Here is an 11,827-nt window from a genome sequence, read left to right on the forward strand (position 1 = left end):
GGCCTGGTTCTACATTTTGGCCAGAACCAGCATGCCCGCCTTGGTCTTGTCGGCGTCGCTGGAGTTCAGGCTGTTCATCAGCGACGACAAATCGGCCGTGGAATTGCTCACCTGCGCCTGCAATGTGGTGAGCACGGTCTGTAGCGCAGCGGCCTTGGTGCGGCGCTCCTCGGGACTCAGACTCGGGTCCTTCAGAGCCTTCTGGATCTGCTCCATGGTTTCCGCGATCCTGCGTTGAAGCTCGCGAATAGCCTTGAGGATCTTCTGCACGGAAGTCGGCAGGCCGCTCTGCTCGATATCGGCATTTCTGGAAGACGACGCAGCGGCAGCCTTGCCTGCTGACGACAGATTGACTTCAACGCCCTTTGCCTCACCGGCAGGCGTCTCGACGCTGCTTTCGCTGGTCTGGCTGCTGTACGTAATCTGCGAGGTCGCAGTACGTATCGTAATACTGTTGATCAACGGAAGTGTCGTTGACATGCCAAGGCATCCTGGTTCATCCGAGGGAATACAGGCTTATCGGCAGCCGCTCTGGAACCTTGATGGTACAGAAGGCTTTGTAGGCTGGCCCCGACAAGCAAGGGTGAGGTACCCTTACGGCTTATGTGTGTTTTCCCACAAGGAATTAAGTGATGTCCGAGCCAGTAAAGTTGCGCGCTCAAAACCAGGCTCACTGCAAGGATTGCAGTCTCGCTCCACTCTGCCTGCCCCTCTCGTTGAACACGGAAGACATGGACTGCCTTGACCAGATCGTCAAACGGGGCCGTCCGCTGAAAAAAGGCGAGTTTCTATTCCGTCAGGGAGATACCTTCGAGTCGGTCTATGCAGTACGCTCCGGCGCGCTGAAAACCTTCAACATCAGTGACAACGGCGAAGAACAACTCACCGGCTTTCATCTGCCCAGCGAACTGGTCGGAATGTCAGGCATGGACGCCCAGGCTTACCCGGTCTCGGCGCAGGCACTGGAAACCACTTCAGTGTGCGAAATACCATTTGAACGCCTGGATGAGCTGTCGGTGCAGTTGCCGCAACTGCGTCGCCAGTTGATGCGCGTCATGAGCCGCGAGATCCGCGAAGATCAGCAAATGATGCTGTTGCTGTCGAAGAAGACCGCCGATGAGCGTATTGCCACGTTTCTGATCAATCTGTCTGCGCGCTTCCGGGCCAGAGGTTTCTCGGCCAATCAGTTTCGTCTGAGCATGTCGCGCAACGAAATCGGTAATCACCTGGGCCTGGCCGTCGAGACGGTGTCGCGGGTGTTCACCCGGTTCCAGCAAAACCAGTTGATTGCCGCAGAAGGCAAAGAGATTCATATCCTCGCCCCGATCGAGCTGTGCGCGCTGGCGGGCGGCGCAATGCAAAGCTGATACGTGCGATCTGTGGCGGGTCGGCTTAAACTATCGGCCAAACCTGCCATGGATCCCCCTGATGACTTTCGATCAATCGAACTTCAAGTCCCTGATACGCCCGGTCGTAGACTTTCCCAAGCCGGGCGTGGTCTTTCGCGACATCACTCCCCTCTTTCAGTCGCCCAAGGCTACCCGTCAGGTAATCGACAGCTTCGTGCAGCGCTATATAGAAGCCGATTTCAGCCATATCGGCGTCATGGACGCGCGTGGTTTTCTGATTGGTTCGGTGGTGGCGTATCAACTCAACAAGCCGCTGGTGCTGTTTCGCAAACAAGGCAAATTGCCTGCCGACGTACTCTCCGAGGCCTATCAGACCGAATACGGCGAAGCGTATCTGGAAGTGCATGCCGACAGTCTGTGCGAAGGTGACTCAGTCATCATGTTCGATGACCTGATCGCGACGGGAGGCACGCTGATCGCCGCCGCCAACCTCATCCGCCGCATGGGCGCCGAGGTACATGAAGCCGCTGCGATCATCGACCTGCCGGAACTGGGTGGCTCCAAGCGTCTTAACGACCTGAAGATCCCGACGTTCTGTCTGACCGAGTTTGCGCTGGACGAGCAGTAAGGGCGCAGGGACTGAGTTACAGGTTCCAAACTCTCCAGCGCTCACGGCTATCGTAAATGCGCTTTTTTATCGCGATGGCACTGACGACGCAGAGTGCGACCTTAGTGACGGCTGAGTCCTGGCGCTGATCCGGGGGTAGCCTGGCAGGACGCCAGGCTAGCCGCACCGGGCCATGGATGGCCCGTTGCGGCGACCCCCGGATCAGTGACAGGGCGAAGGAACCCGACGAAGTCGGGCCGGAAACAGGAGCGAGGGGGTTTGGTTACTTTGGCCCGTCAAAGTAACTCGCCGAGGGGCGAAAAGGTGACCTGAGTCGAACCTCAATGCATCTGAAGTCGCAGAACCGCTGTGTGACGCAGAGCGTCACGAACTGCATTACCACGCGGAGCGTGGGAACGAGAATCATACTCAAAATCGGACGTAGAGCGCCCAGAACGGCATGCGACGCAGAGCGTCGCACGATAGTTGAGATTATCGTTGCAGTTCTGGATGCTCTGCGTCCGACCTTGAATGGGCAGCGCAGGCGTGTATCGAAGAGAAACTAGCTCGCAGTATTGCTGTGCAGTTTGGTCATCAGTTGCGCTTCGGCCTGGGTCAGGCCGCAGGACTGGGTCAGCTCATCGATGCTGGCACCCATGCCGACCAGGCGTGCAGCCTGGGCAAAGGACAGCGTGGAGGGATCGCGCTGTTCCAGTGCAGTGAGCTTGTCCGGCAACGGCGCAACGATGGCACGCAGCTCGTGCAACGCTTCGCCCATGCGCACCGTGCCGTTCTGGTAGTTGTCCAGGCGTCTGGCCAACTCCTTGATCCGCTGATCACGCAAGGCAGTCGCCTCATCACGCTCGGCATCGAGCTTGCGCTGACGCCTGGTATGGGCCAGGAACATAAACAGGGTGACTACCCAGAGAATGCCCAGGAAGACGACAGCTACCTCAAAGATCAATCAGATGTTCTCCAGTTCGGACCACTCTTCTTCGGACATCATTTTGTCCAGTTCAACCAGAATCAACAGTTCGCCGTTCTTGTTGCAAACGCCCTGAATGAATTTGGCCGACTCATCGTTACCCACGTTTGGCGCAGTTTCGACTTCAGACTGACGCAAGTAAACCACTTCAGCCACGCTATCGACCAGAATCCCGACCACTTGCTTGTCGGCTTCGATGATCACGATACGCGTATTGTCGCTGACTTCAACCGGAGCCAGACCAAAGCGCTGACGGGTATCGATCACGGTGACCACGTTACCGCGCAGGTTGATAATGCCCAGTACGTAGCTTGGCGCACCCGGGACCGGGGCGATTTCAGTGTAGCGCAGCACTTCCTGCACCTGCATCACGTTGATGCCATAGGACTCGTTGTCCAGGCGGAACGTAACCCATTGCAGGATAGGATCTTCGGAACCTTGTGCAGACGACTTATTCATAACCCCAACCCCTCACGTGTGTTCTTTGCAGGTGATGCCACTGGCATCGACCCATGATTATTTCGACTTGTTCAACTGCTTGACCGCGCCACTGGCTATCAGCTCGGCCAACTCTGCAACATCCAGCAACGCGCACATGTGCTCGATAACCGTGCCCGCCAGCCATGGGCGCTGACCTCGCTGCGTGCGCCATTTGATCTCATTCGGATCAAGACGCAACGAACGGCTGACTTGATGCACCGCCAGTCCCCACTCGTATCCCTGCACCGAAATCACGTACTGCAATCCCTGGCGAAAATCGTCGCGGTATCGATCAGGCATGATCCAGCGCGCGGTATCCAATACTTTCAGGTTGCCCGCCTGGCAAGGCAGGATCCCGAGAAACCAGTCCGGTTGACCGAACAGTGGCGTCAGCTCCTGCCCTGCCAGCGGATAAATCGACCCCAGGCATACCAGCGGCACTGCCAGCGTCAGCCCGGCCACGTCGAACAACAGGCATTCGAACGGCTCGGCGGCCCATGCCGGGCGACCATCACTGGTAGGCGGCGGCGTCGGCGTGCGCTGGGTCACCAGTGTGCTCAACTCAGCGACCGGCTCGACCAGCTCAACGGTCGAAACTGCTTCTTCAACCTTCACCACTTCGGCAACAATCACCGGAGCGACTTCAATCACCGGCGCAGGCGCTTCAACCTTTACCGCTACAGCCACCGGAGCCGGCGCGGCCACCGCAACCGCCAGCGGTTTGATCTGCGCTTGCATCCGCGCATCAAAGGCTTGCTCTTCGAGCACAGCCGCCTGAAATTCATCGATGCTGCTGACAGGCTCTTCAAGCACTTCAGTCGCGTCGTACAGCAATGCGTCCAGATAGGACTGCAACGCCAGCTTGGGTCGTGTTGCTACTTCTACAGGGCGGTTCATACCGGGGCCCAACAAAAAATGGAGCAGGTGCAACCTGATAGAGTTATCGGCCGCATTGAGGCATCACTTGAGCAAACTGTGTAGAAAGAATGGACGTTCACGTCAGGCCACCTGAGCATTGAGCTGCTCGGCGAGCATATGCTTGAGCAATGCCCGATAAGCAATCACACCGCGACTCTTACTGTCATTCTGCGACGGCGTCAGCCCCAGACGGCTGGCATCGCGCAGCCGCGTGTCAACCGGCACGTAGGCTTGCCAGACATGATCGGGAAAACTGTCGCGCAATAATTTCAATGTGCCCATCGACGCCTGAGTACGACGGTCGAACAAGGTCGGCACGATGGTGTAAGGCAACGGCACCTTGCGCGAACGGTTGATCATGGTCAGGGTATTGACCATACGCTCCAGGCCTTTCACAGCCAGAAACTCGGTCTGTACCGGTATCGCCAACTGCTGGCTAGCCGCCAGCGCATTGACCATGAGAACGCCCAGCAGCGGCGGACTGTCGATCAGCGCATAGTCAAAATCCTGCCACAACTGCGTCAGACTTTTAGCGATCACCAGGCCCAGGCCGCTCTGGCCAGGGGATTGACGCTCCAGTGTGGCCAGCGCCGTGCTGGAGGGTATCAGCGAGATACGCTGGTCACTGGTCGGCAGCAGCAATTGGCCCGGAAGCCCCTCCGGAACCGCACCCTTGTGGAGAAACAGATCGAAGGCACTGTGTTCCAGTTCGTCCGGGTTATGCCCGAAATAGCTGGTCATGGAGCCGTGGGGGTCCAGATCGACCACGACCACACGCTTGCCCGCATCGGCCAGCAGGCCGGCCAGGGCGATGGTCGTGGTGGTCTTTCCGACTCCACCTTTCTGGTTGGCTACTGCCCAGACTCTCATTGATGTTTTTCCTTGCGTACAGCAACGACCATACCGATACGATGTTAGGGGGCAGGTGACGGAGAATTGACGGCGTTCGCACGTACCGGCGGCTTTGCTGGCACCGGTGCAGTTTGTGTGCCAGCACGCCTCAGTGCAGCATCCGGTTGCACATTGGCCGACCCTGAACTGGTCAGGCTGCGACGCACATCCAGATTTCGCGAGATGACCAGCACTACGCGGCGGTTCTTGGCGCGTCCGGCGGCAGTGGTATTGGGCGCGATCGGTTGAAACTCACCGTAGCCCACAGAGGCCAGTCGCGCTGGATTGACACCGTCCATCGCCAGCATGCGCACAATGCTGGCAGATCGAGCCGAAGACAGTTCCCAGTTGGTCGGAAACTGCGCAGTGCTGATCGGCTGATCGTCAGTGAAGCCTTCAACGTGTATGGGATTGTCGAAGCGTTTGACGATTCCGGAAACCTTTTCAATGATCGTGAAGGCCTTGTCGCTGGGTATGGCGTCGCCGCTGACGAACAACAGGCTGGAGTTGAGTTCGATCTCGATCCATAACTCGTTGCCGCGCACCGTCATCTGATCGGACTTGATCAGGTCGCCGAACGCATCGCGAACATCCTGAGCGATGGTCTGCAGCGGATCATCAGAAGCCTGGCCAATTCCGGCATCGGTCTGTTCGCTGTCCTTGACCAGCGGCTCGGCGGGCTTTACCGAGACCGGGCGCTGCTCACCAATAGGGATCGGTTTCATAGTGCGCTCGGTATCGTTGAATACGCCAACCAGTGCCTGGGACAGAATCTTGTATTTGCCTTCATTGACCGAGGAAATCGAGTACATCACCACGAAAAAGGCGAACAGCAGGGTAATGAAGTCGGCATACGACACCAGCCAGCGCTCATGATTTTCGTGTTCTTCGGCCTGACGTCGGCGAGCCATGCGCTGTTACTCCATGAAGCCTTGCAGCTTGAGTTCGATGGAGCGCGGGTTTTCACCCTCGGCGATGGACAGCAAGCCTTCAAGCAGCATTTCGCGGTAACGCGACTGGCGGTGGGCAATGCCTTTAAGCTTGTTGGCCACCGGCAGCAGAATCAGGTTGGCCATTGCAACGCCATAAATGGTGGCAACAAAAGCCACCGCAATCCCACTGCCCAGTTGGCTCGGGTCGGCCAGGTTACCCATGACGTGAATCAGCCCCATTACCGCACCGATGATGCCCACGGTCGGCGCATAGCCGCCCATGCTTTCGAATACCTTGGCAGCCTGAATATCGCGGGTTTCCTGAGTGATGAAATCCACTTCAAGAATGCTCCGGATCGCTGCAGGTTCGGCACCATCGACCAACAGTTGCAAGCCTTTGCGGGCATAACTGTCAGGTTCGGAATCGGCGACCGTTTCCAGACCGAGCAAGCCTTCCTTGCGGGCGGTCATGCTCCAGCCGATCACCCGGTCGACACCGCCGGGCAGATCGATACGAGGCGGGAAAATGATCCAGCGGATGATTTTCATGGCACGCATGAACGCGCTCATCGGTGACTGCAACAGCGACGCACCCAGTGTGCCGCCCAGTACAATCAGGGCTGCCGGGCCATTGAGCAACGCACCTAGATGTCCGCCTTCAAGAAAGTTGCCGCCAATGATCGCGACAAACGCCAGGATCAGGCCGATAAGACTGAGTACATCCATCAGAGACAGGCCTCTACCAGGTGGCGACCTATGTCATCCAGACTGTAGATCGCATCTGCAAGCTCAGCCTTGACGATTGCCATCGGCATGCCGTAGATGACGCAGCTCGCTTCGTCCTGCGCCCATACGGTACTGCCCGCCTGCTTGAGCAGGCGCGCGCCCTCACGGCCATCGGCACCCATGCCGGTCAATACCACCGACAGCACCTTGTCACCGTAGGACTTGGCGGCAGAGCCAAAGGTGATATCTACACAAGGTTTGTAATTCAGGCGCTCGTCACCCGGCAGAATCTTCACCGTACCGCGCGCATCCACCATCATCTGCTTGCCGCCCGGTGCCAGCAACGCCAGACCAGGGCGCAGAACGTCGCCGTCCTCTGCTTCCTTGACGCTGATCTTGCACAGCTTGTCGAGACGCTCGGCAAAGGCCTTGGTGAAGGCCGCAGGCATGTGTTGAATCAGCACCAGCGGTGCCGGAAAGCTGGCTGGCAACTGGGTAAGTACCCGTTGCAACGCAACCGGGCCACCGGTTGAGGTGCCGATGGCCACCAGTTTGTATGCCTTGCGCTTGGGCGTGCCTGAGGTGGTCGGGTGTGCCGGAGCATGGTGAGCATGAGCCGCAGGGGCCGTGGCAGGCGCTGCAGTGCGCGTCGGCACGGCACGGGCTGGCGCGGTGGTGGGCGCAGGTGCACGGCTGGACGACGTCGGCGCTGCCGGTGCAGCCGCCGATGCAGCGCTGGCCGCACCAAACCCGCTTGAACGGCGGTTACTGCGCGAAATGCTGTTGATCTTCTCGCACAGCAGTTGTTTGACCTTCTGCGGGTTGCGCGAGATATCTTCGAAATTCTTGGGCAGGAAATCCACGGCACCGGCGTCCAGAGCATCCAGCGTCACGCGCGCACCTTCGTGCGTCAGCGACGAGAACATCAATACCGGGGTGGGGATACGCTGCATGATATGACGAACTGCCGTAATGCCATCCATCATCGGCATTTCGTAGTCCATGGTGATGACATCAGGTTTGAGCGCCAGCGCCTGCTCAATCGCTTCCTTGCCGTTGGTGGCGGTGCCAACCACTACAATGTTGGGGTCCGAAGAAAGAATTTCCGTAACACGGCGGCGGAAAAAACCGGAATCATCCACCACCAGGACCTTGACTGCCATAAACACTCCAATAGGTGTTGCAGGCAGCCAGGCTGCCCGCACCCCCGGGTTCAGATACGCCGTGCGGCGTAACGCTTGAGCATGCTGGGTACATCGAGAATCAAGGCGATGCGACCGTCACCGGTGATGGTGGCGCCCGACATGCCTGGCGTACCTTGCAGCATCTTGCCCAGCGGTTTGATAACCACTTCTTCCTGGCCGACCAGTTGATCGACAACGAAGCCGATGCGCTGGGTGCCGACCGTCAGGATCACGACGTGCCCTTCTCGCTGCTCTTCATGAGCCGCCGAACTGACCAGCCAGCGCTTGAGATAGAACAGCGGCAAGGCTTTGTCACGTACGATCACCACTTCCTGACCGTCAACCACGTTGGTAGTGGACAGGTTCAGGTGGAAGATTTCGTTGACGTTGACCAACGGGAAGGCAAAAGCCTGGTTGCCCAGCATCACCATCAGGGTCGGCATGATCGCCAGGGTCAACGGGACCTTGATGACAATCTTGGAACCCTGGCCCTTGGTCGAGTAGATGTTGATCGAGCCGTTGAGCTGGGAGATCTTGGTTTTAACCACGTCCATGCCCACACCGCGACCTGACACATCGGAAATCTCGGTCTTGGTCGAGAAGCCCGGTGCAAAGATCAGGTTGTAGCAATCGGTGTCGCTCAACCGATCGGCTGCATCCTTGTCCATGACACCACGTTTGACCGCAATCGAGCGCAACACGTTGGGGTCCATACCCTTGCCGTCATCGGAAATCGACAGCAGGATATGGTCGCCTTCCTGCTCTGCCGAAAGAATTACCTTGCCGCCGCGGGACTTGCCCGAGGCTTCGCGTTCTTCCGGCGTTTCGATACCGTGGTCGACCGCGTTGCGCACCAAGTGGACCAGCGGGTCGGCAAGCGCCTCTACGAGGTTCTTGTCGAGGTCGGTTTCTTCGCCGACCAGTTCCAGATTGATCTCTTTCTTGAGCTGGCGAGCCAGGTCACGTACCAGACGCGGGAAGCGACCAAAGACTTTCTTGATCGGCTGCATACGGGTCTTCATGACCGCGGTCTGCAGGTCGGCAGTGACCACATCCAGGTTGGAAACCGCCTTGGACATGGCTTCATCGCCGCTGTTGAGACCCAGACGCACCAGGCGGTTACGTACCAGCACCAGCTCGCCGACCATGTTCATGATCTCGTCCAGTCGGGCGGTATCCACACGAACCGTGGTTTCGGCTTCAGTCGCAACCGGCTTTTCACCAGTGGGTGCAGGAGCGCGTGCAGGTGCTGGAGCAGGCTTGGCGGGCTCGGCCTTTGCCGCAGGTACAGGCGCCGCAGCAGGCTTGGCAGCCGGTGGCGGAGCAGCAGCTATGGCAGCTGCCGGAGCAGGTGCCTTGGCAACGACCGCATCAGGCTCGAACTTGCCTTTGCCATGCAGTTCGTCGAGCAGGCTTTCAAATTCGTGATCGGTAATTTCGTCCGATGCCGCAGCAGCAGAGGGTGCCTTGGCAGCAACGGCCGCAGGTGCAGGTGCAGCAGCAGCCGTAGCGGCTATGGCACCGTCAAACGAGCCCTTGCCATGCAGTTGATCAAGCAAGGCTTCGAATTCGTCGTCGGTGATTTCATCGCCGGCAGGCGCTGCACCCTTGCTCTGTGCAGCAGGTGCCGGGGCTGGAGCGGCTACAGCATCGGCCGCAAACTTGCCCTTGCCATGCAACTGATCAAGCAGGGATTCAAATTCCTGATCGGTAATTTCATCGCCAGCTGGCGCGACCGCAGGTGCCGCTGATGGTGCCGCAGACACCGGACTGGTGCCGTGCAGCGAATCGAGCAGTTGCTCGAACTCATCATCGGTAATGTCATCGCTGGCCGCTTGCTCGGCAACCGGAGCCTCGGCTTCAACCACCGGCTCGGGCTCGGGCGCTGCGACTTCGTCGGCAGATTGTGGCTCGGCCAGTCGCGAAAGCGCAGCCAGCAGTTCTGGCGTCGCCGCAGTTACGTCAGTCCGTTCACGTACCTGACCGAACATGCTGTTGACGGTGTCCAGAGCTTCCAGGACCACATCCATCAGTTCGGAATCAACGCGACGCTCACCCTTGCGAAGGATGTCGAACACGTTTTCGGCGATGTGGCAGCACTCCACCAGCTCATGGAGCTGGAGGAAGCCGGCGCCCCCTTTTACAGTGTGAAAACCGCGAAAAATTGCATTGAGCAGATCAGCATCATCCGGTCGGCTTTCCAGCTCGACCAATTGCTCTGACAACTGCTCCAGAATTTCGCCGGCCTCTACCAGAAAATCCTGAAGGATTTCTTCATCGGCGCCGAAGCTCATGGGGTGCTCCCTAAAATTAACCGTCAACAGATCTTAGAAGCCGAGGCTCGATAGCAGATCGTCTACATCATCCTGTCCGGATACGACGTCTTCACGTTTATCGGCATGAATCTGCGGACCTTCACCCTTGGCGAGATGTTTTTTAGGATCTTTTTCAGCAAGGATGGATTCTTCGTCATGTTCGATGCCTGCGAAGCGATCGACATGGCTGGCCATGAGCACCAGTTTGAGCAGATTGCTCTCGACTTCCGTAACCAATTGCGTCACGCGCTTGATAACCTGCCCCGTAAGGTCCTGGTAATCCTGGGCAAGCAAAATATCGTTGAGATGCCCGGAAACCCTATCGGCCTCCTGCTCGGTGCGCGTCAGAAAACCATCGACCCGCTTGGCCAGCTCACGGAATTCTTCAGCACCGATTTCGCGGCGCATGAAACGACCCCAGTCGTCACTCAATGCCTTGGCATCGGAGCTCAGACCGCTCATGAGCGGTGTGCTTTCCTCGACCAGGTCCATAGTGCGGTTGGCCGCATTCTCGGTCAGCCTCACCACATACGACAGGCGTTCGGTCGCGTCGGTGATCTGCGACACTTCCTCGGCTTGAGGCATGTGCGGATCAATATGAAAGTTGACGATTGCACTGTGCAGCTCACGAGTCAGCTTGCCCACTTCCTGATAAAGGCCGCGGTCGCGTGTCTGGTTGAGTTCATGGATCAGCTGCACAGCGTCACCGAAGCGGCCCTTTTCAAGGCTGGTGACGAGTTCCTGCGCGTGTCTCTTTAAGGTCGACTCAAAGTCGGCCATCGAATCATTGTTATCCATAGCGCCCTCGCGGCATGCATCAGCTATTGACGCGTTCAAAGATCTTTTCGATCTTCTCTTTAAGCGCTTGAGCCGTGAATGGCTTGACTACATAACCGTTCACCCCGGCCTGGGCAGCTTCAATGATCTGCTCACGCTTCGCTTCGGCAGTAACCATCAGTACAGGAAGGCTCTTGAGACGCTCGTCCGCACGGACCTGACGCAACAAGTCGATACCGGTCATGCCAGGCATGTTCCAGTCCGTCACCAGAAAGTCAAAGGCACCGCTCTGCAGCATCGGCAATGCGGTCAGACCGTCATCCGCTTCAGATGTGTTGGTAAATCCCAGATCACGCAACAGATTCTTGATGATCCGCCGCATCGTTGAGAAGTCATCAACGATGAGGATTTTCATGTTCTTGTCCAATTCGACCTCCAAGCAGTCTTTAACGCGTTCAGCACCTGAACACGCTGTTCACTCAATACTGGCACAGCACACCCCCAGCTATACGAAACGACGACGGGCTTGGCACAACGACAGTCAAGACTGCGACTAAAGCCCATCGAGACATTGCCCGACAGGCCCTTGCCTCGTCTATCCTGCTACCACGTAACGCTTTGCACAGCCGGCATGCAGACAACGCACGACAAACGTCGCGCACT

At 58.0% G+C, this 11,827-nt stretch carries 13 protein-coding genes; 2 read left to right on the forward strand and 11 right to left on the reverse strand.

Going from position 1 to position 11,827, the window contains the following annotated elements; translation table 11 throughout:
• Window positions 1-9: 9 nt before the first annotated feature.
• Window positions 10-480, reverse strand: a complete 471-nt coding sequence (locus RYC18_RS22245) for a hypothetical protein (protein ID WP_005744588.1) — start codon at window positions 478-480, stop codon at window positions 10-12.
• Between the two features lie 152 nt (window positions 481-632).
• Between RYC18_RS22245 and fnr the strand changes: the two genes are divergently transcribed.
• Complete coding sequence (fnr, locus tag RYC18_RS22250) at window positions 633-1,367, forward strand: fumarate/nitrate reduction transcriptional regulator Fnr (protein WP_005744587.1); 735 nt, start codon at window positions 633-635, stop codon at window positions 1,365-1,367.
• 61 nt (window positions 1,368-1,428) lie between these two features.
• Window positions 1,429-1,977, forward strand: coding sequence for an adenine phosphoribosyltransferase (locus tag RYC18_RS22255; RefSeq protein WP_005744586.1), 549 nt, complete (start codon window positions 1,429-1,431; stop codon window positions 1,975-1,977).
• Window positions 1,978-2,518: 541 nt separating this feature from the next.
• Here the strand turns inward: RYC18_RS22255 and RYC18_RS22260 are convergent.
• The 10 genes from RYC18_RS22260 to RYC18_RS22305 all read right to left on the reverse strand — a co-directional run bounded on the left by RYC18_RS22260 (window position 2,519) and on the right by RYC18_RS22305 (window position 11,579).
• Complete coding sequence (locus tag RYC18_RS22260; protein ID WP_316886864.1) at window positions 2,519-2,920, reverse strand: DUF2802 domain-containing protein; 402 nt, start codon at window positions 2,918-2,920, stop codon at window positions 2,519-2,521.
• Window positions 2,921-3,400, reverse strand: a complete 480-nt coding sequence (locus tag RYC18_RS22265) for a chemotaxis protein CheW (protein WP_003370201.1) — start codon at window positions 3,398-3,400, stop codon at window positions 2,921-2,923.
• A 57-nt stretch (window positions 3,401-3,457) separates the two neighbouring features.
• Window positions 3,458-4,318 (reverse strand): CheW domain-containing protein, encoded by an 861-nt coding sequence (locus tag RYC18_RS22270; RefSeq protein WP_005780463.1) that lies wholly within the window; start codon window positions 4,316-4,318, stop codon window positions 3,458-3,460.
• Between the two features lie 102 nt (window positions 4,319-4,420).
• Window positions 4,421-5,209, reverse strand: coding sequence for a ParA family protein (locus tag RYC18_RS22275; protein ID WP_316886865.1), 789 nt, complete (start codon window positions 5,207-5,209; stop codon window positions 4,421-4,423).
• Between the two features lie 44 nt (window positions 5,210-5,253).
• A complete protein-coding gene (motD, locus tag RYC18_RS22280) occupies window positions 5,254-6,141 on the reverse strand; it encodes a flagellar motor protein MotD (RefSeq protein WP_004664478.1) in 888 nt (295 codons plus the stop codon).
• A gap of 6 nt (window positions 6,142-6,147) precedes the next feature.
• Entirely contained in the window at window positions 6,148-6,888 is a 741-nt protein-coding gene (locus RYC18_RS22285; RefSeq protein ID WP_002554266.1) for a flagellar motor protein, read from the reverse strand.
• The gene (locus RYC18_RS22290) at window positions 6,888-8,051 is read right to left on the reverse strand and encodes a chemotaxis response regulator protein-glutamate methylesterase (protein ID WP_002554267.1); all 1,164 of its coding nucleotides are present in this window, start codon (window positions 8,049-8,051) and stop codon (window positions 6,888-6,890) included. The genes RYC18_RS22285 and RYC18_RS22290 overlap by 1 nt, the downstream gene beginning before the upstream one ends.
• Before the next feature lie 50 nt (window positions 8,052-8,101).
• Entirely contained in the window at window positions 8,102-10,366 is a 2,265-nt protein-coding gene (locus RYC18_RS22295) for a chemotaxis protein CheA (RefSeq protein WP_005744580.1), read from the reverse strand.
• 33 nt (window positions 10,367-10,399) lie between these two features.
• A complete protein-coding gene (locus RYC18_RS22300; RefSeq protein ID WP_002554269.1) occupies window positions 10,400-11,185 on the reverse strand; it encodes a protein phosphatase CheZ in 786 nt (261 codons plus the stop codon).
• Window positions 11,186-11,204: 19 nt separating this feature from the next.
• The gene (locus RYC18_RS22305) at window positions 11,205-11,579 is read right to left on the reverse strand and encodes a chemotaxis response regulator CheY (protein ID WP_011169086.1); all 375 of its coding nucleotides are present in this window, start codon (window positions 11,577-11,579) and stop codon (window positions 11,205-11,207) included.
• Between the last annotated feature and the right edge of the window lie 248 nt (window positions 11,580-11,827).

This window comes from Pseudomonas syringae group sp. 247E2, assembly GCF_032587795.1.
Taxonomy (GTDB): domain Bacteria; phylum Pseudomonadota; class Gammaproteobacteria; order Pseudomonadales; family Pseudomonadaceae; genus Aquipseudomonas; species Aquipseudomonas amygdali.

Coding starts and splice junctions, on each gene's coding strand:
- RYC18_RS22275 (WP_316886865.1), bottom strand. CDS start 5,209: ATGAGAGTCTGGGCAGTAGCCAACCAGAAAGGTGGAGTCGGAAAGACC.
- fnr (WP_005744587.1), top strand. CDS start 633: ATGTCCGAGCCAGTAAAGTTGCGCGCTCAAAACCAGGCTCACTGCAAG.
- RYC18_RS22270 (WP_005780463.1), bottom strand. CDS start 4,318: ATGAACCGCCCTGTAGAAGTAGCAACACGACCCAAGCTGGCGTTGCAG.
- RYC18_RS22295 (WP_005744580.1), bottom strand. CDS start 10,366: ATGAGCTTCGGCGCCGATGAAGAAATCCTTCAGGATTTTCTGGTAGAG.
- RYC18_RS22285 (WP_002554266.1), bottom strand. CDS start 6,888: ATGGATGTACTCAGTCTTATCGGCCTGATCCTGGCGTTTGTCGCGATC.
- motD (WP_004664478.1), bottom strand. CDS start 6,141: ATGGCTCGCCGACGTCAGGCCGAAGAACACGAAAATCATGAGCGCTGG.
- RYC18_RS22245 (WP_005744588.1), bottom strand. CDS start 480: ATGTCAACGACACTTCCGTTGATCAACAGTATTACGATACGTACTGCG.
- RYC18_RS22305 (WP_011169086.1), bottom strand. CDS start 11,579: ATGAAAATCCTCATCGTTGATGACTTCTCAACGATGCGGCGGATCATC.
- RYC18_RS22290 (WP_002554267.1), bottom strand. CDS start 8,051: ATGGCAGTCAAGGTCCTGGTGGTGGATGATTCCGGTTTTTTCCGCCGC.
- RYC18_RS22255 (WP_005744586.1), top strand. CDS start 1,429: ATGACTTTCGATCAATCGAACTTCAAGTCCCTGATACGCCCGGTCGTA.
- RYC18_RS22265 (WP_003370201.1), bottom strand. CDS start 3,400: ATGAATAAGTCGTCTGCACAAGGTTCCGAAGATCCTATCCTGCAATGG.
- RYC18_RS22300 (WP_002554269.1), bottom strand. CDS start 11,185: ATGGATAACAATGATTCGATGGCCGACTTTGAGTCGACCTTAAAGAGA.